At 59.1% G+C, this 21148-nt stretch carries 22 protein-coding genes; 10 read left to right on the plus strand and 12 right to left on the minus strand.

From position 1 onward, the window contains the following. Positions 1–7: 7 nt before the first annotated feature. The 4 genes from BLQ41_RS25300 to BLQ41_RS25315 are packed head-to-tail and all read right to left on the minus strand — an operon-like array spanning position 8 to position 3557. The gene (locus tag BLQ41_RS25300) at positions 8–1516 is read right to left on the minus strand and encodes an ArnT family glycosyltransferase (RefSeq protein WP_090185935.1); all 1509 of its coding nucleotides are present in this window, start codon (positions 1514–1516) and stop codon (positions 8–10) included. Positions 1517–1519: 3 nt separating this feature from the next. Then, positions 1520–1798, minus strand: coding sequence for a lipid-A-disaccharide synthase N-terminal domain-containing protein (locus BLQ41_RS25305; RefSeq protein WP_090185938.1), 279 nt, complete (start codon positions 1796–1798; stop codon positions 1520–1522). Beyond that, positions 1795–2535, minus strand: coding sequence for a glycosyltransferase (locus tag BLQ41_RS25310; protein ID WP_090185940.1), 741 nt, complete (start codon positions 2533–2535; stop codon positions 1795–1797). The genes BLQ41_RS25305 and BLQ41_RS25310 overlap by 4 nt, the downstream gene beginning before the upstream one ends. A gap of 44 nt (positions 2536–2579) precedes the next feature. Next, positions 2580–3557 carry an NAD-dependent epimerase gene (locus BLQ41_RS25315; RefSeq protein ID WP_090185943.1) on the minus strand — a complete coding sequence of 326 codons (978 nt, stop codon included), beginning with the start codon at positions 3555–3557 and terminating at the stop codon, positions 2580–2582. Between the two features lie 312 nt (positions 3558–3869). On the opposite strand from BLQ41_RS25315, the gene BLQ41_RS25320 reads away from it, so the two are divergent. Continuing rightward, complete coding sequence (locus BLQ41_RS25320; protein ID WP_090185946.1) at positions 3870–4517, plus strand: YceH family protein; 648 nt, start codon at positions 3870–3872, stop codon at positions 4515–4517. Between the two features lie 119 nt (positions 4518–4636). On the opposite strand, the gene BLQ41_RS25325 is transcribed toward BLQ41_RS25320, so the two are convergent. Together BLQ41_RS25325 and BLQ41_RS25330 are read right to left on the minus strand one after the other, a co-directional pair. Next, positions 4637–5155, minus strand: coding sequence for a cupin domain-containing protein (locus BLQ41_RS25325; protein WP_090185950.1), 519 nt, complete (start codon positions 5153–5155; stop codon positions 4637–4639). 74 nt (positions 5156–5229) lie between these two features. Beyond that, complete coding sequence (locus BLQ41_RS25330) at positions 5230–6048, minus strand: shikimate 5-dehydrogenase (RefSeq protein ID WP_090185953.1); 819 nt, start codon at positions 6046–6048, stop codon at positions 5230–5232. Between the two features lie 245 nt (positions 6049–6293). On the opposite strand from BLQ41_RS25330, the gene BLQ41_RS25335 reads away from it, so the two are divergent. The 3 genes from BLQ41_RS25335 to BLQ41_RS25350 all read left to right on the plus strand — a co-directional run bounded on the left by BLQ41_RS25335 (position 6294) and on the right by BLQ41_RS25350 (position 8309). After that, a complete protein-coding gene (locus BLQ41_RS25335) occupies positions 6294–6662 on the plus strand; it encodes a hypothetical protein (protein WP_090185955.1) in 369 nt (122 codons plus the stop codon). A gap of 1169 nt (positions 6663–7831) precedes the next feature. Continuing rightward, entirely contained in the window at positions 7832–8026 is a 195-nt protein-coding gene (locus BLQ41_RS25345) for a hypothetical protein (RefSeq protein ID WP_003179723.1), read from the plus strand. 100 nt (positions 8027–8126) lie between these two features. Continuing rightward, a complete protein-coding gene (locus BLQ41_RS25350; protein WP_090185961.1) occupies positions 8127–8309 on the plus strand; it encodes a hypothetical protein in 183 nt (60 codons plus the stop codon). On the opposite strand, the gene BLQ41_RS25355 is transcribed toward BLQ41_RS25350, so the two are convergent. Continuing rightward, positions 8306–9367, minus strand: coding sequence for an AI-2E family transporter (locus BLQ41_RS25355; protein ID WP_090185964.1), 1062 nt, complete (start codon positions 9365–9367; stop codon positions 8306–8308). The two genes, BLQ41_RS25350 and BLQ41_RS25355, sit on opposite strands and share 4 nt — an antisense overlap. A 176-nt stretch (positions 9368–9543) precedes the next feature. On the opposite strand from BLQ41_RS25355, the gene trhP reads away from it, so the two are divergent. Then, complete coding sequence (gene trhP, locus BLQ41_RS25360; protein WP_090185966.1) at positions 9544–10869, plus strand: prephenate-dependent tRNA uridine(34) hydroxylase TrhP; 1326 nt, start codon at positions 9544–9546, stop codon at positions 10867–10869. A gap of 89 nt (positions 10870–10958) precedes the next feature. Continuing rightward, complete coding sequence (locus tag BLQ41_RS25365; protein WP_090185969.1) at positions 10959–12365, plus strand: hypothetical protein; 1407 nt, start codon at positions 10959–10961, stop codon at positions 12363–12365. A 478-nt stretch (positions 12366–12843) separates the two neighbouring features. Here BLQ41_RS25365 and BLQ41_RS31240 read toward each other — a convergent pair whose 3' ends face one another. Together BLQ41_RS31240 and BLQ41_RS25380 are read right to left on the minus strand one after the other, a co-directional pair. Continuing rightward, positions 12844–13071 carry a hypothetical protein gene (locus tag BLQ41_RS31240; RefSeq protein WP_090185974.1) on the minus strand — a complete coding sequence of 76 codons (228 nt, stop codon included), beginning with the start codon at positions 13069–13071 and terminating at the stop codon, positions 12844–12846. 92 nt (positions 13072–13163) lie between these two features. Continuing rightward, positions 13164–13877, minus strand: a complete 714-nt coding sequence (locus tag BLQ41_RS25380; RefSeq protein WP_090185976.1) for a FadR/GntR family transcriptional regulator — start codon at positions 13875–13877, stop codon at positions 13164–13166. Positions 13878–14157: 280 nt separating this feature from the next. On the opposite strand from BLQ41_RS25380, the gene BLQ41_RS25385 reads away from it, so the two are divergent. Next, complete coding sequence (locus BLQ41_RS25385; RefSeq protein WP_090185979.1) at positions 14158–15504, plus strand: MFS transporter; 1347 nt, start codon at positions 14158–14160, stop codon at positions 15502–15504. Positions 15505–15528: 24 nt separating this feature from the next. Then, positions 15529–16872, plus strand: coding sequence for a glucarate dehydratase (gene gudD / locus BLQ41_RS25390; RefSeq protein ID WP_090185982.1), 1344 nt, complete (start codon positions 15529–15531; stop codon positions 16870–16872). Between the two features lie 130 nt (positions 16873–17002). On the opposite strand, the gene BLQ41_RS25395 is transcribed toward gudD, so the two are convergent. Beyond that, positions 17003–17881, minus strand: a complete 879-nt coding sequence (locus BLQ41_RS25395) for a LysR family transcriptional regulator (protein WP_090185985.1) — start codon at positions 17879–17881, stop codon at positions 17003–17005. Between the two features lie 162 nt (positions 17882–18043). Between BLQ41_RS25395 and ampC the strand changes: the two genes are divergently transcribed. Further along, positions 18044–19210: a class C beta-lactamase gene (gene ampC / locus BLQ41_RS25400; protein WP_090185988.1), complete on the plus strand. Its 1167-nt coding sequence runs from the start codon at positions 18044–18046 to the stop codon at positions 19208–19210. 81 nt (positions 19211–19291) lie between these two features. Here the strand turns inward: ampC and BLQ41_RS25405 are convergent, their stop codons facing one another. Then, complete coding sequence (locus BLQ41_RS25405; RefSeq protein WP_090185990.1) at positions 19292–19669, minus strand: DUF6124 family protein; 378 nt, start codon at positions 19667–19669, stop codon at positions 19292–19294. A gap of 351 nt (positions 19670–20020) precedes the next feature. Beyond that, positions 20021–20584, minus strand: a complete 564-nt coding sequence (locus BLQ41_RS25410) for a DUF4174 domain-containing protein (RefSeq protein WP_090185993.1) — start codon at positions 20582–20584, stop codon at positions 20021–20023. Positions 20585–20763: 179 nt separating this feature from the next. Between BLQ41_RS25410 and BLQ41_RS25415 the strand changes: the two genes are divergently transcribed. Beyond that, the gene (locus tag BLQ41_RS25415; protein ID WP_090185996.1) at positions 20764–21132 is read left to right on the plus strand and encodes a VOC family protein; all 369 of its coding nucleotides are present in this window, start codon (positions 20764–20766) and stop codon (positions 21130–21132) included. Positions 21133–21148 lie beyond the last annotated feature (16 nt).

Here is a 21148-nt window from a genome sequence, read left to right on the forward strand (position 1 = left end):
CTCTTCCTTAATTCCAAGTAAAGCGATACACGTGTTCCGGCTGTACTGCATGACATTTGCCGTTATCGGCATCGGCGCCAACGATCGACCACTCTGCACGGGATGTCTCGCCGAGTTCACGGGCGCCCTGGGGGTTGAAACACTGCCCCAGCAACTCGTCCGGCACCAACGCGTAGGCCTGAGGGTGTTCACGCAGCCACTGCGCGGCCTGCTCGACGGTGGAACTGGCCATCCCGAAATGCACGATCGGCTGGCGGGCGTACAGCCAATGGCCCTCGCGCCACTGGACCATTACCAGGTCAGCCCCGTGCGTCAAGGTCGCCGCCTGCGCCATGATTTCTTTATGCGGATTGGCCCCGTCCTTCATCGGTTCGATAAATCCACGAGCGAACCACAGCACGAACCAGCACACCACCACTGCCTGAAAAATCCGTCGCCCGCGCGGGCGCTTGGCGAACCAGCGTCTGAGCAACCAGGGAATCAACGGCGCCGAGACCAGTACCAACCCTGGCAGTGCCGGGTAGATGTACAACTTGCGCTTGCCACTGGCCAGACAGAAAAACAGCACGACCAGCGCCACCCAGCCAAGCAGCACCAGCACTCGACCGTCACGCTTGGCAAGCTGCCTGCGCCAGGCGGGCACCAGCCACGGTAGGGCCAGGACCAGCGGCAACCAGTATTGGGGGATAACGTTGACGAAGAAGTACCAGAACGGCTCTCGGTGGTCCCACGCAGCGGCATAGCGCCCCGCGGTCTGGCGCAGCAGGATCTCGCGCGCATACGCCACTTCATCCGCGGCGCCATTGAGCACGATGGACAAGGCCAGGGGCAGCAGCCAGATGGCGATAGCGCCCAAAAAGACCAAAAAGCCCAGTGCCCACTTGCGCGCTTCGCCGGGCATGGCTACGACGCCCGACCAACCTTTGCGCACCGCATAGGCATACGGAATCAACATCAGTGCCGGAACGAAGCCGACCCCTTTGGTGATGACGCCAATGCCCATCGCGGCGCATCCCACGTAAAACCAGCGCCAGGCGGGCCCGACCAGCAAATGACGGGCCAATCCGTACATGCCCAGGGACGTGAACAGAATCAGAAAGCTGTCGATCTGGCCGGTGCGCAGGATGCTGTAGGTCTGGTAGGTGGCCAGGTACAAGAGCGCCGCGGTGCGACCGATGCGCTGATTCCATAACCGGCGGGCCAGGTCGTAGACCATGGCCGTGACCGTCACGGCCGAAAAAAGGCCGGGGATGTACAGGGCAATATCAGGTTTGCCAGTGAGCCAGGTGAAGAACGCCACCGCCCACATGAAAATCGGCGGTTTGTCCCCGTAGATCTCCCCGGCGCGGTGAGGAATCAGCCACGAACCGTTATGCAGCATCTCGAGCGCCACACCGAGGAAGCGCTCCTCATCCACGTTCATTGGTTGACGCAGCCCGAGTCCCGCACCGATCAACAAGAAAGCAAGCAGCATCAAGCCCAGGCATTCAACCCGGGGAGAAAGGGATCTGCGCATGATTTATTCCTTCGGTTGCCTGCTTTTCGCAATCAATTGCAGGTTGCGAAAATAGACGATGGAACCGAACGCCTGACCGGCGATGAACACCGGGTCTTGTCGGTAAATCGCATAAAAAAGCAGCAAGGTGCTGCCGACGATGCTCAGGTACCAGAAGCTCACCGGGATCACACTGCGTTTCTTGTATTCGCTGTACAGCCACTGCAAGACGAAACGACCGGTAAAAGCGATCTGGCCGGTGAACCCGACCACCAGCCACAACGTTTCTCTGGAGAAATTCATTGCTGAACCTCCTGGGCATCGGTGTTGAGCCGCGTGCGCTTGATCAGCCACCAGACGCCGAACAGGTCGAGAATGCCCACCAGGGCACGATCGAGGTTGCCGTACTTGGACACCCCGGCGGTGCGGGCCCGGTGGTTGACTGGATGGACGACCATTCGGCCGTTTTGGCGCTGGATCAGTGCAGGAATGAACCGATGCATATGGTCGAAGTACGGCAGGCGCAAAAACGCCGCACGCTCGATCACTTTCAACCCGCAACCGGTGTCAGGCGTATCGTCCCTGAGCAGGCGGCGACGCAGGCCGTTGGCAAATCGCGACGCCCAGCGTTTGCTAGCCGTATCACGACGGTTGACCCGATGCCCGGCGACCAGTTGCAGGTCGGCGACACCCTGCTGGCCGCGCACCAGCGCCAACATCCCGGGAATGTCGGCCGGATCGTTCTGACCGTCGCCATCGAGTGTGGCCAGCCATTGCCCACGAGCAGCCTGAGCCGCGTGGTAGAGCGAGGTACTTTGGCCCAGCGAACGGTCATGATGCAGGATCCGCAATTCGCTCAAGCCGCCATTTCTGATCTGCCCCAGCTCCTGCAACGTGGTATCGGTACTGCCATCATCGACGACGATGATTTCGTAACGCTCACCGGCCAACGCAACACGAATTTCCTCAATCAAAGGCACTAGGTTGTTTGCTTCATTCTTTGCTGGAATCAGCACGGATACAAAAATGTCATGGCTCATACAGGCCCTCTTTTTCCTTGGTTTTTTTATCAAGGGCGAACGAATTACACCTGATAAAAGTGGCGATACCACTTCACGAATTCTTTAACGCCGGTTTCAACGGCGACCTGTGGACTGTAGTCGACCCAGCTGGACAAGGCCGAAACGTCGGCCCATGTCTTGACCATGTCGCCCGCCTGCATTGGCAGGAAGTTTCGTTGCGCTTTCACCCCCAGCGCGGACTCCAGGCAATCGATGAAGTCCAGCAGCGCGACCGGTTCGCCGCGCCCGATGTTGAAAATCCGGTTGGCACCCTCAGCGGCCCCTTCCGCCAGCGGCGGCCGGGTACGCAAACGGGCAATGCTTTCGACGATGTCGTCGATGTAGGTGAAGTCACGCGACATCAGCCCCTGGTTGTAGATATCGATCGGCCTGCCGTTGAGAATCGCTTCGGTAAACTTGAACAGCGCCATGTCAGGACGCCCCCAAGGTCCGTAAACGGTAAAAAACCGCAGACCGCTGGCTTTCATCCCATAGAGATGGCAATAGCTGTGCGCCATCAACTCATTGGCGCGTTTGCTGGCTGCATACAATGAAATCGGATGGTCGGCGGCATCTTCAACGCAAAACGGCATTTTGCCATTGGTGCCATACACCGAGCTACTCGATGCATAAATCAAATGCTCGGGGCGATGATGCCGACAGGCTTCCAGCACATTCAGAAAACCGGTCAGGTTCGATTGCGCGTACACATCCGGGTTGTCCAGCGAGTAGCGAACGCCTGCCTGGGCTGCCAGATGAATGACATGGGTGAATGAACGCTCCTTGAACAGCGCCATCAAGGCAGGCTTGTCGACGATATCCAGTGTCTGGAAGTGAAAGCCCGACAACGCCTCCAGCTCCTTGAGCCGTGCCTGTTTGAGTTCGACGCTGTAGTAGTCGTTGAGATTATCGATACCGACGACTTCAAGACCTTCCCGGCACAAACGTTGAACCGTGTGATACCCAATAAAACCAGCGGCGCCGGTAACCAGAATGGTCATAGCGGGGCCCCGCCGATAAGCGCATTATCGGGGGACAATGACAACGTCAACTTCATGCCTAACTCCAGAGTGCAGTCAACAGACCCGTGGCATCGCCGATATGCCGGGGCGCCGCGTCCTTCCATGTGTGCGGTACAGGCCCGCGACCCCGCATACGGTGCCCGCAGAATTGTAAAAAAAACGTTAACGGATTATGTAGATTTCATGACTTTAGGCAAGCAGAAGCAACAAATTCAGTTGCCATTGGCGCTCGCCGATCTAAAGTGCTCGCCAGCGGATTAAAGAATATGAATCGGGTAAGGATGCAGCATCATGAGTATCGAGCAAGAGACGACGTTTGACGAGCCTCGGCTCAACAGCACGGAAATCCGGATTCTGGGCTCGCTGATCGAAAAACAGGCCACCAGCCCGGAAACCTATCCACTGACTCTCAATGCCCTGGTGATCGCCTGCAACCAGAAAACCAGCCGTGAACCGGTGATGAACCTCACCCAGGGCCAGGTCGGCCAAAGCCTGCGCGCGCTCGAAGGCCGTGGTTTTACCAAATTGGTCATGGGCAGTCGCGCCGACCGCTGGGAGCATAAGGTCGACAAGGCGCTGGAACTGGTACCGGCGCAGGTGATTCTGACGGGGCTGTTGTTCCTGCGTGGCCCGCAGACAGTCAACGAGCTGTTGACCCGTAGCGGGCGCATGCATGAATTCGAGGACGCCGAACAGGTCGTGCATCAACTGGAGCGCCTGATTGCTCGTGGCCTGGCCCTGTTGATTGCGCGTCAGGCCGGGCAGCGGGAAGACCGCTACATGCACGCACTGGGTGATCCGGCGGATATCGAAGCCATCCTCGCCGCCCGGCAAAACCCGACCGAACGTGGCACCGGCAGCGGCGTGTCGATTGAGCGAATCGAAGAACTCGAAGCGCGAATTGCAGCACTGGAAGAGCGCTTGGCCCGCCTCGAATAACCCGATAGCAAAGATTCAGACCTGCTCGCGATAGCGGATTGTCAGCCAGCATTTTTTCGACTGATTAACCGTCATCGCCAGCAGGGCTCGCGCCCACATGGGTTTGCAAGCGCTTGCGGCTACTCGCCATCCCAATAATCAACACCGTCGCCGGGCCTTGCGATGGCGACGAAGCCTGAGGCATTGCCGTCGGCGTCGACCTTGAAGCCATCCATCACCGCGTACTTGCCGGAATCCGGGTATTGGCAAATCTCCGGCGACTGTTGGGTGCTGACCGCCAGATAGCGCAGTTCGCCCTGGCTGTTGTTGATGATCTGGTGCGCCGCTTCGGGACCGCCCGGCGGGCAGGCGATCACGTCACCGGCGCGGATCGGGAAGCGCTCGGCACCAAGACGGACCTCGCCCTCTCCGGCCACCACGTAAAACATTTCTTCGTTGACCCGGTGATTGTGAAACGGGCTGCCGCGCATGCCAGGTTCCAGCACATACAATCGATAACCAAGCTTTTGCGCCCCGAGTTGCTGACCGACGCGGGCCATTTTCTGCTGATAGCGTCCAGCGGTTTCGCCGGTGGGCGCTAGGGCGTCTGGCAACGATTCGAGTTCGACCTGATTCAGGTTGAGAATGGGCGGATGCATGGGAAACCTCGGTCACGGTTTTACTGAAGGGCCAGTCTTCGCTGGCTGGAAAGCAGTATAGGCGCGGCGCCAGATCAGCTACGGGCAAACTCCACCGCTTTTTGAAACTGCTCATCTGTCGGACGCACGCCGGTGTACAGCACAAACTGCTCCAGCGCCTGGATCGCAATCACTTCCAGCCCGGTGATCACCTGTTTGCCTTCGGCACGAGCGCGCACGATCAGCGGTGTTTCCGAGGGGATCGCCACGACGTCGAAGACCGTCTCGGAAGCTGCGATGGTTTCAGCATCAAAGGCCAGTTGATCCGCTTCCGGGCCACCGCTCATGCCGATCGGGGTGACGTTGATCAGCATTTGTGGGCGTCGGTCGCCCAGTTCCGCCTGCCACTCATAGCCCAAAGACTGCGCCAGCGCACGCCCGGCGCGCTCGTTACGGGCGACGATCAGGCCGTTTTTATAGCCGCCATCGCGCAACGCACTGGCCACGGCCTTGGCCATCCCGCCGCTGCCGCGCAGGGCAAAGGTCGAGTCCTTGGGCACTGCGTGTGTGTCGAGCAATTGCGCGATGGCAATGTAATCGGTGTTGTAGGCCTTGAGGTGGCCGTCGGTGTTGACGATGGTGTTGATCGATTGAATGGCCGCGGCAGACGCGTCCAGTTCGTCAACCAATGCGATACACGCTTCTTTGAACGGCATCGACACCCCGCAACCACGAATGCCCAACGCCCGGATACCGCCGACCGCACCCGGCAGATCCTGACTGCTGAAGGCCTTGTAATAGAAATTCAGGCCCAATTGCTCATACAGATGATTGTGAAACCGCAGGCCGAAATTGCCGGGGCGCCCGGAAAGCGACATACATAACAGGGTGTCTCTGTTGGGGTTCATCTGCATGAAACTTCTCCTTCAATAGCACTTTCAGATGGACGGGATTAGCCATTCCATCAGCTGTGTTCGATCATAACGGCGGGTCCGCGCAAGGTATCGCCGGACCGTCAGCAAACCGGTACAGACCTTACACAAAATTTACCTATCGGCTGTGCTGATTTTGAAAAAAACGCTGTCTTAGATGTATCCCCGCGACAATCCTTGGGTCTATTGCAGACGCAAGCGCCGGGTCGAAGAACCGAGGAATTATCATGATCCGTAAAATCCCCACAGTAGCTTTGCTGATCGGCGCACTCGCTATCGCAGGGCAAGCGCAAGCCCATGGCGGCGGTGGCGGTTGGCAAGGTCCAGCGGTATTTGGCGCGATCGTTGGCTCGGCCATCGTCGGTTCGGCCATCATCAACAGCAACCGGCCTGTTTATGTGGAACAACCGGTTTACGCGCAGCCGCAGCCGGTCTATGTGCAACCGGCGCCACCGGTTTATTACCAGCCGGCACCGGTCTACGTGCAGCAGCCGGTCTACTACGCACCACCGCCGGTTTATTACGGTCCGCCGCGTGGCTATTACGGCCCGCCGCGCGGTTACTACGGCCCTCCTCATGGTTATGGTCGCTGGTAACAGCGCTCATCAGGCCTCGCCTCATCAGCGTAATGATGTTCACTTAAGAACGTTTTGAGGTTGGGGTTGGGGTTGGGTACATATCCGTTTTTGGGGTAACGGCTGCTATTGGTTCCGCCTTTACGGCGGGTCACTTGGAAGAGCGCCAAGTAACCAAACGCTAGCGCCCCTGACGTACGGTGCCTCGCCTAGGCTCGGCATTCCCTCACTCCGGTCCTGCTCCGCGGGCCCGCCGCCATCGGCCATCCATGGCCGGGGGCGGCTAACCCGGCATCCATGCCGGGTTGCCCACTGCGCAGAACCTGCGTTCGGCCTTCCGACGGGGCAGATCAAGATCAAGATCAAAAGCTAAAGGCGAGCTAACGCTCGACCTGATGAGTGGTGAGGAGCCACGGGTGTACACCGTCAAAATGTGGGAGCGAGCTTGCTCGCGATGAGGCCCTGTCAGTCGGCTGTGAGGTTGCCTGTAATGCCGCCATCGCGAGCAAGCTCGCTCCCACAGGTATTGAGTACATCTTCCAAAGCCGGGTTGGCCGCGGAAGGCCACCTCGCTTTTTGATCGCGCCCACGCTCTGGGGAACGATCACTACGCGCAAGCGTTCAGCAAACAGGCCGGCCGGTAGGCCGCCTCGCTTTGCTTTGGGCGGTGCACGCCCCCTCGAGAGGCCGAGTGGAGGTTCTGCGCAGTGGGCAACCCGGCATGGATGCCGGGTTAGCCGCCCCCGGCCATGGATGGCCGATGGCGGCGGGCCCACGGAGCAGGACCGGAACGAGGGCATGCCGAGCCTTAGCGAGGCACCGAACGTCAGGGGCAAGAGCCCTTTGGTTACTTTGGGGCTTTTCCAAAGTGACCCGCCGTCAGGGCGGAACCCTAAGCCGCCGTTACCGCAGAAACGGATATGCCCCCAACCCAACCCAACCCCAAAAACTCATTAAACGAACAACATCACGCCTCACCAGCGGGGCTTTTTTGTGACCGTTCGTCGGCAAACGTCTGGAAAAATCGCGTCAAGGTCGTTGTCGGGACAGCGCTGGCGGTTCATGTTGGCAAGATTGACTTGAGCGCCCTTCCCCCGCGCCGGGGAAAACGGTCATATTTATGTCATGTCCGGTGCGCAAGCTTGCACATTGTGCGTAAACAACAGGTTGATAAAAACAAGGACGACCTCATGCCAACGCAAAACCCGCATCGCATTGTCGGCTTGTGCACTTCCAGCAAGGTGTACAACGCACTGACCGAACTCAAGCACCTGGAAGGCCATCGCAGCGCCAAGTTTCTTTCGCTGCTGGCCGAAAACCTGGTGCGCAAGGGCCTGCTCAATGAGCAGGAAGTGGTTCACATGCTCGATCTGGTCGTCGACTGAGTCCAAGACTCATCCGCGTCAATGACGACTATCGAGAGTGTTGATTGTCCGTTCAAACGCCAGATCCGTAAGGTAGCTTCATCGATTGATGGAGGTACTTATGTCCCAGGTTCAGATCATGTCCGTTATCGGCAGCGCCGTTCCCGCACCGCTCAGAGAGCTGGGATTGCTCGCCTGTTGGTATCTGGTGCAGGACGGCGAGCCGATCAGCGGTCCGCTCACATCACTGCCGGCCGCCCAGGCATTGTCGCAACGCCTCGGCATGGGCCACCTCAGCGCCTAAGGCAGCTGCACCCGCGGCTTGGTTTCGATGAAGATCGCCCAGCTCGACATGAACAGCGCCGCAATCAGCGGCCCGATGACAAAGCCGTTCAGGCCGAAAACAGCCAAGCCGCCTAAGGTTGAGATGAGGATCAGATAATCCGGCATCTTAGTATCCTTGCCCACCAGGATCGGTCGCAGCACGTTGTCCACCAGTCCAATCACAAACACCCCGAACAACCCCAGCACCACGCCCTGCCAGATGGCCCCGGTGAACAGGAAGAATGCCGCCACCGGCGCCCAGATAATCCCCGCCCCCACCGCCGGTAACAGCGACAGAAATGCCATCAATACCGCCCAGAGCAACGCGCTCGGGATGTCCAGAAACCAGAAAATCAAACCGCCCAACGCACCCTGTGTGATCGCCACCAGCAGATTGCCTTTCACCGTTGCGCGCACCACGCGGTTGAACTTGAGCTGCAATCGGCGTTTCTGGTGCTCTTGCAGGGGGACTGCGGAGCGAACTTTCCGGGCCAGTTCGGCGCCATCTCGCAGAAAAAAGAACAGCAGGTACAGCATGATGAAAAAACCCACCACAAAATCGAACGTGCCCTGACCGAAGCTGAAGACCTGGGTGGCGACAAACTCATTGCCCGTCACCGCACTTTTGATGATTTTCTCCCGCAGCCCGTTCAGCTCGCCGACCCCGGCCCGATCGAGCAAATGCTGGAAATACGGCGGCAGGCTGTGTTTGAAGTGCGTCACATAGCCCGCGATGTCCAGTTCGCCGCTTTCGATGCTCTTGTAAAGCATGGCCCCTTCCTGGACCAGCAAGATACTGAGGATGATCACCGGCAGGATCGCAATCACCAGGCAGATACTCAGGGTAATCAGCGATGTCACGTTGCGCTGCCAGCCGAATCTCACTTGCATCCGACGCTGCAGGGGCGTGAACAGAATCCCGAGGATCACTGCCCAGAACACCGCGCCGTAGAACGGCAGCAAAATCCAGATAAACGCAATGGTGACCAGCCCTAGCAGGATCACCAGCGATTTGTTGTGTACGGTCTCTTGATTCATGTCGGATCCATCTCAGTGCGCAGGGGGCGCATGCTCTTGTGCTGAAGAGCGGTGCTGATGCTTAGTCAGCCACGGTTCGCGCGAGTGCCATCCGTTTGTTCATCAAGCATAGATCCAGATCAATAAAGCCCGCGGACCAGTGGAATACCCTTGCCGGCTTTGCGGTCGACACAGCCATGACTCTGCTCGCTCCCGAATTGCTGGCCCCGGCCGGCACCTTGAAAAACATGCGTTACGCCTTTGCCTACGGTGCCGACGCGGTCTATGCCGGCCAGCCGCGCTACAGCCTGCGGGTGCGCAACAATGAATTCGATCACGCCAACCTGGCCCTCGGCATCAGCGAAGCCCAGGCCCAGGGCAAGCGCTTCTACGTGGTGGTGAACATCGCGCCGCACAACGCCAAGCTCAAGACCTTCCTCAAAGACCTGGCCCCGATCATTGCCATGGCGCCGGACGCGCTGATCATGTCCGACCCGGGATTGATCATGCTGGTACGCCGGCATTACCCGCAGATGCCGATCCACCTGTCGGTGCAGGCCAACACGGTGAACTGGGCCAGTGTCGAGTTCTGGCAGCAACAGGGCTTGAGCCGGATCATCCTGTCGCGAGAACTGTCGCTGGAAGAGATCGCCGAGATCCGCCAGCACGTCCCGGCGATGGAGCTTGAAGTTTTCGTCCACGGCGCGTTGTGCATGGCCTACTCCGGGCGCTGCCTGTTGTCGGGCTACATGAACAAGCGCGACGCGAACCAGGGCAGTTGCACCAACGCCTGCCGCTGGAAATATTCGGCGACTCAAGCCACGGAAAATCATCTTGGCGAAATCGTCCAGACCTTCCAGCCCGAGCCGACCCTGGGGATCGGTGCGCCGACGGATCAGGTGTTCCTGTTGCAGGAAGCCAATCGTCCGGACGAACTGATGCCGGCCTTCGAGGACGAGCACGGCACCTACATCATGAACGCCAAAGACCTGCGCGCGGTGCAGCATGTCGAACGCCTGACGCAGATGGGCGTGCACTCTCTGAAGATCGAAGGCCGGACCAAATCGCACTTCTATTGCGCACGCACCACCCAGGTTTACCGCCAGGCAATCGACGATGCGGTGGCTGGTCGCGCCTTCGATCGCGGCTTGATGACGGACCTGGAGTCCCTGGCCCAACGCGGCTACACCGAAGGTTTCCTGCGCCGGCACGTGCACGACGAATACCAGAATTATCAGCACGGCAGTTCGGTTTCAGAGCGCCAGCAGTTTGTGGGCGAGCTGACGGGGGAGCGGCGAGACCGGATGGCGCAAGTCACAGTGAAGAACCGGTTTGGCCTGGGCGATCACATGGAACTGATGACGCCCCAGGGCAATTTTCAGTTCGATCTGCACCAGTTGCAGAACGTCAAAGGCGAGCCTATCGACGTGGCGCCCGGTGATGGACACACGGTGTATGTGCCGATACCGGATGCGGTGGATCTGCGGTTCGGGTTGTTGATGCGCGATGTCGGGGCGATGTAATCAACAGCAGCGCCTTAAGCTAAAGAATCACCTCGCGATGCCGACCACTTCAGTTCACATGTATGTGGCGCGTATCGCCTGGAATGCCTATGACCCGCTTTGCCGTTGTCGGTTTGTGTATGTCGATTGCAGGTTGCGCCAGTGCGCCTGCACCTGTGGCCAAGTCTCCTCCCGTGACGATGGCAGACGTAGTCAAGGAGCCACTGCTGGCCAACTCGCTGATGCGCGATGGGGAAACGCTCAGCTTTCAGGTGAGCATTCCCGAGCGCAACCTCACCACCACGCGGTCGACGTTGCAGCTGCAAGCGAACTGCAACACACCCAGCGCCACTGCGTTGTTCCTCGACACGACATTCCTCTCCAGCACTCCCCCCACGTCCCACAAAACGCGTATGAACAGCCCGGTATCCGAGGCGCTGGCGGCACGTCTGATGCAGAACCCGAGCTTCACCAACGCCTGCGCCCAGACTGCCCCTTCGGATTGGCGAATCATGCAGGGAAGCGACGGCGAACGCCGACTGATGATTGACCGCAACAGCCTGCAGGGTGAAGGGCCTTCGCGGTTTTTCTGGGGCGCTATTGATGAGCCGACGCTGCTGACCGACGCTGACTACAAAGTCTTGTTTGGGCAAACCCGCTACCGTTATCACGTGGATTGCACGCGCCAAACCTACCAAGTGCTGAGCGCTTTCAAACTGGATGAAAAAGACCGGATCACCCGAGGAACCGTGTTCTCCGACACCCCGCAAAAAACCTTCGAGCAAAGCGCTGACGTGCGAACGCTGCTCAATGCGGCCTGCGCGGCAACGCCGCCGCAACTGTCGTCATTGGCGCCCTACTCGCCCCGCAGCAAAGTTGCGTCGAGCTATCAGTCCGGTCCTGTCAAAGCCGAGGTCCTCAAGTCGATTGCCGATCTGAAACTGCCACCGCCCCTCAAGTCGATCAACCGGGTCGTTGTGCGCTCACACAACCTCGGCTACCTGCGCGGCACGCCGTCGCAGAGTGAGCAACGCTATGAAACCGATCCGCAGAGCGGGCAACTGCTGTTGCAATGGCCAGGCAAGGTGTCGGATACCCGTTCGGTCAATTTCAGAGGATTGCTGACTCTGCGCCTTGATCGTCAGTACACCGATCGTGAATTGCCAGTGTCGTATGCCGTCGACACCGACAAGCTGACATTTACCGGCGACTGGCGATCTATGGCTGTCGGTTCATCGCTGGGCTATCAACTTACCCAACAACGGCGTAGCACGCTCAAAGGCAATTCGGTTGAAACGGAAACCCTTGATTGCGTGGTTGAGCGTCAGATAGATGCTTCGCAGGTCAACTCGTCTTTGCAGGGCGGCGCCAAGGAGTTGAGTTGCAGGTTGCAAGGTGACGAACTTAAAGCCACTGCCACGATGTATTTCCTTCAGGATTACGGTTACTTCTTCCGGACCCGTTATCACTCTGGATGGATCGCGGATGTGCGTACGACCTTGGTTAGTGTCGAGTGATTGTCTCGACATATAAACCCGGTGCGTTGGCGGTAATGTCGTTCACTTAAGACAGTTTTGGGGTTGGGGTTGGGTACATATCCGTTTCTGCGGTAACGGCGGCTTAGGGTTCCGCCCTGACGGCGGGTCACTTGGAGAAGCGCCAAGTAACCAAGCGCTTTTGCCCCTGACGTTCGGTGCCTCGCTAAGGCTCGGCATGCCCTCGCTCCGGTCCTGCTCCGTGGGCCCGCCGCCATCGGCCATCCATGGCCGGGGGCGGCTAACCCGGCATCCATGCCGGGTTGCCCACTGCGCAGAACCTCCACTCGGCCTCTCGAGGCGGCGGTGCATCAAGATCAAAAGCAAAAGCGAGGCGGCCTACGGGCCGGCCTGGTTGCTCAACGCTTGCGCGTCCTGATCGTTCCCATGCTCTGCGTGGGAACGATCAATAACCATGCTTTATTAAGTGAACAGCATCAGGCGCATTGGCCGGTTTTTTTTAGCGCCTGTCATCGGATAAAGGGGTGGGTTCATCGGCTGGCGGTACGTCCTCGTCCGCAGCCGGATCCATCCAGTCATCAGGTCGATCGCCCGCACTGGCGGGGTCCCGCGATGGGTCCATGCCGGGTGGAGCGTCGTGATCCAGCGTCGGCTCGTCCGTGCCGGGCATGGGTCTGGTGGGGTCGTTATTGGGAGTGCCGCCCTGCAGCATCGAGTCGTTAGCCATCACACACCTCATTGATGAGGTCCAGCAAATCTGGGCCGTACTCGTTGGAAGCAGGCGCGGGAGTGGGGTGCTATCGAGTAGACAAACGGTGATCAGGCACCGGCCGAAAACCGGTCGCGGCTGTTGGTCAGGTGCAGCCACATGGCGGCCCGCGCCGCGTCCGGGTCCTGACGCTTGATGGCGTTGAAAATCGCTTCGTGTTCAAGATTGGCGAGCTGCCCCAACTTGCTCAAATCCGCCGCACCGCGCTCGGCTGCATTGACCCGGGTTCGCGGAATCATCGCACTGCCCAGGTGCTGCATGATTTCAGTGAAGCAGACGTTGCCGGTGGCTTCGGCGATCAACAGGTGAAAACGCTTGTCGGCTTCGACGCAGCTGTCGTTGTTGGCGAGCAGGCTTTGATAATCATCGAGCGCCTCACGCATTTGCACCAGTTGCTGATCGGTGCGACGCATCGCCGCCAGCGCCGCGGCTTGGGTTTCCAGGCCCATGCGCAACTCCAGAATGCTTCGCACCCCCAGGGCCGTGTCGACATTCAGGCGCAGCCCCTGCTCCGGTGCACGCTCCAGCACAAAAGTGCCGATGCCGTGACGGGTCTCCACCAGGCCCGAGGCCTGCAACTTGGAGATCGCCTCACGCACCACGGTGCGACTGACCCCGTGCTCCTGAACGATCGTGTTCTCCGACGGCAGCTTGTCCCCCGGCAGCATCTGGCCGAGCAGGATGCTCTGGGTCAGTTTGGCTACCAGGTCATGGGCCAGGTTGTGGGTGCGCTTGCGGGCAGGCGCATCGAGGTCTTCTTGCATGGTGATCGTCCGGTAACAGGGCTATCGGAATCGTAGCACTGAGACCCGCTGGAATCTCAAGAAAAGCTCGCCCAACTTGTATGACAACACTCAAGTCAGGCCAGGTTTTGAGCCTATAACAGACCAACTCAAAGGAAAAAAGAATAGATAAAGACGGCTATAGCGCTATTTTGTTGGTTCTAAGCGCTTGCACACCGAAAAAACCTAGTTGTATGATGTCTATCAACACACAGCACCTCAGCCTCACCCCGCATAAAAATAATCAGTGGGAGAAAACCAAGTGACTACATCCATATCCGGGATGCACGACGGCACCGATTCGGTCCTGAAGTCCGCCATCTCGAAAGTGAAACGCCATGTCCTGCCGCTCTTCGTCATCATGTTCATCGTCAATTACATTGACCGCGTGAACATCGGCTTCGTCCGCGCCCACATGGAGCAGGACCTGGGCATAGGTGCTGCCGCCTACGGCCTCGGTGCCGGCCTGTTCTTCATCGGTTACGCGCTGTTCGAAGTGCCCTCCAACATGCTTCTGCAAAAAGTCGGCGCACGCATCTGGCTGACCCGGATCATGCTGACCTGGGGCCTGGTGGCCGCCTGCATGGCCTTCATCCAGAACGAAACCCACTTTTACATCCTGCGATTCCTGCTCGGCGTGGCCGAAGCCGGGTTCTTTCCTGGGGTGATTTATTACTTCACCCGCTGGTTGCCAGGCGTTGAGCGCGGCAAGGCGATTGCCATATTTCTCAGCGGTTCGGCTATTGCTTCGCTGATCTCCGGCCCGCTGTCCGGGTTGCTTCTGCAGGTCAGTGGATTCGGCCTGCATGGCTGGCAGTGGATGTATTTCATCGAGGGGATGTTTTCAGTCGGGCTGTGCGTATTCGTCTGGTTCTGGCTTGACTCCAAACCCCATGACGCGAAATGGCTGACCCGCGCCGAGCAAGACGCACTGGTCAAAGCCATCGATGACGAACAACTGGCCCGCGAAGCCGCGACGCCGATCAAACCGTCGCTGGCCACGCTGCTCAAGGATCGTCAGATCATCCTGTTCTGCCTGATCTACTTCTTCATACAACTGACCATTTATGCCGCGACCTTCTGGCTGCCGAGCATCATCAAGAAAATGGGTGACCTGAGCGACGTTCAGGTCGGGCTGTTCAACTCGATTCCGTGGTTGTTGTCGATTGTCGGCATGTACGCCTTTGCCTCGCTGTCGGCGAAATGGAAACACCAACAAGCCTGGGTCGCTACCGCACTGCTGATCGCTGCCGCCGGGATGTTCATGTCCACCACGGGCGGACCGATCTTCGCGTTTGTCGCCATCTGCTTTGCAGCGCTGGGTTTCAAATCGGCGTCCTCGCTGTTCTGGCCGATTCCCCAGGCCTACCTGGATGCACGGATCGCCGCTGGTGTGATCGCGCTGATCAACTCGGTGGGCAACCTCGGCGGCTTCGTCGCCCCCACCACTTTCGGCCTGCTCGAAGAACACACCGGCTCGATTCAGGGCGGTCTCTACGGCCTGGCTGCCACGTCGATCATCGCGGCAATCATCGTCTTCGCCGCACGCAATAAACCAAAAACAGCGCCCGCCGTCGCGCTGGGCAAACCAACGCCCAACCACGCCTGAATCCTGATTTGCAAGGACTAGACAATGAACGCACAAGACACCGCAAAAGCCCCGATCATCACCAGCATGCAAGTGGTGCCGGTGGCAGGACATGACGGCATGCTGCTCAACCTGAGCGGCGCCCACGGGCCGTTTTTCACCCGCAACATCGTGATCCTCACGGACAACGCCGGCCACACCGGTGTCGGGGAAGTACCCGGTGGCGAGCGTATTCGCCAAACGCTGGAAGATGCACGCTCACTGGTGGTTGGCAGCCCGATCGGCACGTACCAGAAGATTCTCAACCAGGTCCGCCAGACCTTCGCCGATCGCGATGCCGGCGGTCGTGGCCTGCAAACCTTCGACCTGCGCATCACCATCCACGCGGTCACCGGCCTTGAGGCCGCCCTGCTCGACTTGCTCGGCCAGCACCTCGACGTGCCGGTCGCCGCCCTGCTCGGCGAAGGCCAGCAGCGCGATGAAGTGAAGATGCTCGGGTATCTGTTTTATGTGGGCGATCGCAACCAGACTGACCTCGCTTATCGCAGCGAACCGGACGCCGACAACGACTGGTTCCGCGTGCGTCACGAGAAAGCCATGACCGCCGACGCTGTGGTGCGCCTGGCCGAAGCCGCGCATGCTCGCTACGGCTTCAAGGACTTCAAACTCAAGGGCGGCGTGCTCAGTGGCGATGAAGAAATCGAAGCCGTCACGGCGCTGGCTGAACGCTTTCCCGAGGCGCGCATTACACTCGATCCCAATGGAGCCTGGTCACTCAAGGAAGCCATTCGCCTGTGCCGCGACCAGCATCGCGTGCTCGCTTACGCCGAGGACCCGTGCGGTGCGGAAAATGGTTACTCGGGGCGTGAAGTCATGGCTGAGTTCCGCCGCGCCACCGGCCTGAAAACCGCGACCAACATGATTGCCACCGACTGGCGGGAAATGGGCCACGCGATCCAGTTGCAATCGGTGGACATCCCGTTGGCCGACCCACACTTCTGGACCATGCAGGGCTCGGTGCGCGTGGCGCAGATGTGCCACGAATGGGGCCTGACCTGGGGCTCGCACTCCAACAACCACTTCGACATTTCCCTGGCGATGTTCACCCATGTCGCGGCGGCCGCACCGGGTGAAATCACCGCCATCGACACACACTGGATCTGGCAGGACGGCCAGCGCCTGACCAAGGCGCCGCTGCAAATCGTCGGCGGTTGCGTGCAGGTGCCAAAAAAACCGGGACTGGGGGTGGAACTGGACCTGGACCAACTGGCCAAGGCCCATGAGTTGTACAAAGGCATGGGCCTGGGCGCGCGCGATGACAGCGTGGCGATGCAGTTTCTGATTCCGGGATGGAAGTTCGATAACAAGCGGCCGTGCCTGGTTCGCTAAACCCTCGCAGCACAGAAAATCCCCTGTGGGAGTGAGCCTGCTCGCGATGAGGCCATAACATTCAACATCATCGTTGACTGTTACACCGCCATCGCGAGCAGGCTCACTCCTACAGGAGCAATGGTATTCGTCAGTTCGTCCTGGCCGCTTGCTGCAGCCAGTCCTTGAACGCTGTCATTGCCGACGTTTCCGCTCGCGACTGCAAGCGGGTCAGCCAGTAGCTGCCGGTGGTGATGCCGATCGCGAACGGTTGCTCGATCGCCCCTGTCGCCAGCTGCCGGGCGAACATCAGCGGCGGAGCCAAGGCCACGCCTGCACCTTGCAGGGCGGCCTCCATCATGGCGAGCGAGGAGTCGAAGACGATGCTCCTGGAGGGCGGCGTATGAGGCGGCAACCCGGCAGCCAGAAACCACTCGGGCCACTCGTCCGTGCGATACGAACGCAACAGCGTCTGTTTGAGTACGTCGGCCGGCTCTCGCAACTGCTCGGCGATTTGCGCAACGCAAAGCACCGACAACGGCGCCTCCATCAGCTTTGACGCCTCGATCCCGTGCCACGCTCCGGCGCCAAACCGAATCGCGTAATCCAGCCCTTCAGCCGCTACATCCACCCGGTTGTTGTGGGTCGACAGGCGCAAATCGATGAATGGATGTTTCGCCTGGAAGTCCGCCAGTCGCGGCAACAGCCACCCCACCGCGAACGTCCCCACGGCGCCCACGGTAACCACTTCCCGAAAATGCCCGCCCTCGAAACAACCAAGGGTGTCGGCAATTCTGTCGAAGGACTCGCGCAGCACCGGCAGCAAGGTCTCCCCTTCACTGGTCAGCATCAAGCCACGGGGCAAGCGCTTGAACAGTGTCACGTTAAGCTGGGCCTCAAGGCTTTTGACTTGATGACTCACTGCCGCCGGCGTGACGTACAGTTCCACCGCCGCCCGAGTAAAACTCAAATGGCGCGCGGAAGCCTCGAAGGCACGTAATGCATTCAGCGGCAGATGAGGTCGAATCATGCCTACTCCCAAATTTTTCTAATGGCTAACCCGAAATATCATCGTTTGTGGATTGCGGGTCGACTGCCTAGATTTGGCCCGCCCGTTAACGGTACGGTGTCGCAAAACCGTTCGCAGTACAGCGGTTAACGTCATGACAACTCATGGAGAGTGGTTCACATCATGTTCAAAATCAATCGACAAAGGCTCGCGTCCTGCAGCGTTCTCACGCTATTGCTGGGGGCTAGCCATTGTATCGCCGCGACTCAGTCCGACGCTCAACTCGACGCCTTGGTGAAAGCCGCCATCGGGCCGGTCATGCAGCAACAGAATATCCCCGGGGTTTCGATCGCGATTACCCAGAACGGCCAGCAGCATTACTTTAACTACGGCGTGGCCTCGAAAGAGGACGGCAAACCGGTCAGCAAGGACACCCTGTTCGAAATCGGCTCGGTGAGCAAAACCTTCGCCACCACGCTGGTTGCCTACGCCCAGGTCAGCGGCAAACTGTCCTTGTCCGACCGGGCCAGCCAGATCTGGCCCGAGTTGCGCGGCAGCGCGTTCGACACCATCAGCGTGCTGCAACTGAGTACTTATACGGCCGGCGGACTGCCGCTGCAGTTCCCTGACGAGGCCGATCATCCAGACAAAATGCTCGCCTACTTCAAACAGTGGAAACCTGTTTATGCCCCGGGCACCCACCGCCAGTATTCGAACCCCAGCCTTGGGCTGTCCGGTTATCTGGCGGCCAAAGGCATGGGCCAGCCGTACGATGAGTTGATGGAAAAAACCTTGCTGCCGCAACTGGGGCTCAAGCACACCTTCCTTAACGTGCCGCACGATCAAATGGGGCTTTATGCCCAGGGTTACAGCAAGGATGACAAACCGGTGCGGGTGAGCCCGGGGGCGCTGGATTCGCAGGCGTACGGGGTGAAAACCAGCGCTGCGGATTTGCTTCGTTATGTTGAAGCAAACCTGAAACCGGCGACGCTGGAAAAACCGTTGCAGCAGGCAATCGCCCTCACTCACAGCGGTTACTACACCGTAGGCGAGATGACCCAGGGGTTGGGTTGGGAGTTCTACCACTACCCGGCCAGCCTCGATACTTTGCTCACCGGCAACTCGACAGAAATGGCGATGCAGGCACATAAGGTCCAGTGGCTGAACCCGCCGCAACCTGCGCCAGACACGGCATGGTTCAACAAGACCGGGTCTACGGGTGGCTTCGGCGCTTATGTCGCGTTCGTGCCGTCGAAAGACATCGGTATCGTGATTCTGGCGAACAAGAATTACCCGAACCCGGAGCGCATCCGGTTGGCGCACAAAATAATGAGTGCCCTCGCTGAGTAATCAAAAGCGCCCCGCCACATTCTTCGGGCAATAAAAATGGGCGACCCTTTAAGGTCGCCCATTGTTTGTAACGACGTCAGCTCAATGCCGAGTCGGCGAATGATCGTCAGGCGTAGCGTTTCCCGGATCAAGATTGTCCCGCGCCTGATTCACCAACAACTGCGCTATCCCCGCCAACTGCTGAATCGCCCCCAACATTGCCCGGTTCGAGCCGTCCAGCTTGTGGGCGAAATTCGCAATCACGGCATTCAGCGAAGCGAGCGTTTCACTGGCCTGATGCAAGAGCGTGAGCGTATCGACGCCAGGGGCAATCGTGAGAATCTGGTTGATCGGGACGGAACGCCTTGGCTTGCGCACACGAATGTTGGTGTCGCGCCCGCTCGTTTCGCCAAGCCGGACGAGCTTGAGGTAACTGACGTCGGTGGGGCGTTGCGCATCATTTTTGCCGAACTTCTTCATAGACGAGGCTCCTTTTCTGGCCATTGGTGTTTTCGTCCCTGGATCCCTCAGTGTTGCGGACTCCCACGTCCGACCGCGATGTGTGCGGTGGCTGACGAAGGCTAACGGCGCGTTCTGACAGAATCCAGTTCACGCATTCCGACAGGACTTGCAGGAAATTTCCGAGACCAATGAAACCAATACGTCTATGCGCGCAACATTCGGTTTTTTTGTAGCTACCGTGCAAAAAATGGACGACACGTCTTGCAGGAAATCTCTGATGCCAGTGAAGGCCATGAGATTGTCGGCGAATGCGACAACGGTGTGGACGCGCTCAGCAAGGCGTCCGGCTCAAGCCGGACGCCATTGTGTTCAATCATCCGGCATTTCAGCGGGCTTGGCGGGTTTGCCCGGTTTACCCGGTTTTGCGCCTTTGGCGCCTTTGGCGGCTGGCTCGGCTGCAACGGGGGGCGCGACCGCCGGTGCTGCAGCTTCTTTCTCGGCCGCCGGCAATGCGTCGATGGTGTCGAAAATCTTCTTCAAATCGACCGATTTCGAGTCTTCCCCAGAGCTCTCGAACTTCTTCTCGCCGTCCTTGCCCACCAGGATGACTTTGGGCAACGCCCCCGCACCGAGCTTCAGCGAGCGGATCAGGGCCATGGTGTCCTGTTGGCCGAGATCCTTGCCGTCGAGCTGGCCGAACATGTTCAGCACCGTGTACACCCTGATGTTTCGCTGGGCGACACCGTCCTTGTTGGCCGGATCGTTCAGGGCCTTTTTCAGCCCCATCCACACCGGGTCGACTGTGCTGGGAGCAATGACAATCAGTGGCCGGGCCCTGCCCTTGTCGATGTCCAGAGGTGAGCCATCATCGGCGGCGAGCAAGGGGCCGGCAAAGGCCAGCAGTGTAGTCAGGACCAAAGACCTGATGAGCATGCGCATCTCCTTTTGATATCCACGCTCTAATGATCGCGCATTGCGGTGATCGTTCCGGGTGACGCCCGCAATTGTGTCTCGCCTTGACCCAAGCTTAGGTCAGGCCGGTCATTGCGCAACAGGCTGGGCTAATCTCATGCTTCAAGATGAACCGTCTGAACCGCCGTGAGGAACACGCCATGAGCGCTCAGTTGAACCACACCATCGTCTGGTGTCGTGACAAACAGACATCCGCAAACTATCTGACAGAAATGCTTGGGCTGCCCCGCGCGGAACCGTTCGGGCCGATGCTGATCGTCAAGCTCGACAATGGCGTGTCGCTGGATTTCTACAACAACGACCCGCCGATCGCGTCCCAACACTACGCTTTTTTGATCGGCGAGGAGGATTTCGATGCGGCGTTCGCACGACTGCAAGCACGCCAGCAACCCTGGTGGGCGGATCCCGGCAAGCAGCGAGCGAACGAAATCAATGACTACGGCGGTGGAAGACGGGTGTATTTCGATGACCCGGACGGGCATCTGCTGGAGATTTTCACCCGAGAGTGATGCGGCTGAAGGTCCC

Source organism: Pseudomonas arsenicoxydans, from assembly GCF_900103875.1.
Taxonomy (GTDB): domain Bacteria; phylum Pseudomonadota; class Gammaproteobacteria; order Pseudomonadales; family Pseudomonadaceae; genus Aquipseudomonas; species Aquipseudomonas arsenicoxydans.

Excerpts from the sequence above, each read along its gene's own strand:
- BLQ41_RS25315 (WP_090185943.1), bottom strand. The coding sequence starts at position 3,557 with ATGACCATTCTGGTTACCGGCGCCGCTGGTTTTATTGGGTATCACACG.
- BLQ41_RS25405 (WP_090185990.1), bottom strand. The coding sequence starts at position 19,669 with ATGAAGAAGTTCGGCAAAAATGATGCGCAACGCCCCACCGACGTCAGT.
- BLQ41_RS25380 (WP_090185976.1), bottom strand. The coding sequence starts at position 13,877 with ATGCAAGAAGACCTCGATGCGCCTGCCCGCAAGCGCACCCACAACCTG.
- BLQ41_RS25300 (WP_090185935.1), bottom strand. The coding sequence starts at position 1,516 with ATGCGCAGATCCCTTTCTCCCCGGGTTGAATGCCTGGGCTTGATGCTG.
- BLQ41_RS25305 (WP_090185938.1), bottom strand. The coding sequence starts at position 1,798 with ATGAATTTCTCCAGAGAAACGTTGTGGCTGGTGGTCGGGTTCACCGGC.
- BLQ41_RS25320 (WP_090185946.1), top strand. The coding sequence starts at position 3,870 with ATGAGTATCGAGCAAGAGACGACGTTTGACGAGCCTCGGCTCAACAGC.
- trhP (WP_090185966.1), top strand. The coding sequence starts at position 9,544 with ATGACTCTGCTCGCTCCCGAATTGCTGGCCCCGGCCGGCACCTTGAAA.
- BLQ41_RS25365 (WP_090185969.1), top strand. The coding sequence starts at position 10,959 with ATGACCCGCTTTGCCGTTGTCGGTTTGTGTATGTCGATTGCAGGTTGC.
- BLQ41_RS25335 (WP_090185955.1), top strand. The coding sequence starts at position 6,294 with ATGATCCGTAAAATCCCCACAGTAGCTTTGCTGATCGGCGCACTCGCT.
- BLQ41_RS25395 (WP_090185985.1), bottom strand. The coding sequence starts at position 17,881 with ATGATTCGACCTCATCTGCCGCTGAATGCATTACGTGCCTTCGAGGCT.
- BLQ41_RS31240 (WP_090185974.1), bottom strand. The coding sequence starts at position 13,071 with ATGGCTAACGACTCGATGCTGCAGGGCGGCACTCCCAATAACGACCCC.
- BLQ41_RS25310 (WP_090185940.1), bottom strand. The coding sequence starts at position 2,535 with ATGAGCCATGACATTTTTGTATCCGTGCTGATTCCAGCAAAGAATGAA.
- BLQ41_RS25410 (WP_090185993.1), bottom strand. The coding sequence starts at position 20,584 with ATGCTCATCAGGTCTTTGGTCCTGACTACACTGCTGGCCTTTGCCGGC.
- BLQ41_RS25415 (WP_090185996.1), top strand. The coding sequence starts at position 20,764 with ATGAGCGCTCAGTTGAACCACACCATCGTCTGGTGTCGTGACAAACAG.
- BLQ41_RS25325 (WP_090185950.1), bottom strand. The coding sequence starts at position 5,155 with ATGCATCCGCCCATTCTCAACCTGAATCAGGTCGAACTCGAATCGTTG.
- BLQ41_RS25350 (WP_090185961.1), top strand. The coding sequence starts at position 8,127 with ATGTCCCAGGTTCAGATCATGTCCGTTATCGGCAGCGCCGTTCCCGCA.
- ampC (WP_090185988.1), top strand. The coding sequence starts at position 18,044 with ATGTTCAAAATCAATCGACAAAGGCTCGCGTCCTGCAGCGTTCTCACG.
- BLQ41_RS25355 (WP_090185964.1), bottom strand. The coding sequence starts at position 9,367 with ATGAATCAAGAGACCGTACACAACAAATCGCTGGTGATCCTGCTAGGG.
- gudD (WP_090185982.1), top strand. The coding sequence starts at position 15,529 with ATGAACGCACAAGACACCGCAAAAGCCCCGATCATCACCAGCATGCAA.
- BLQ41_RS25345 (WP_003179723.1), top strand. The coding sequence starts at position 7,832 with ATGCCAACGCAAAACCCGCATCGCATTGTCGGCTTGTGCACTTCCAGC.
- BLQ41_RS25330 (WP_090185953.1), bottom strand. The coding sequence starts at position 6,048 with ATGCAGATGAACCCCAACAGAGACACCCTGTTATGTATGTCGCTTTCC.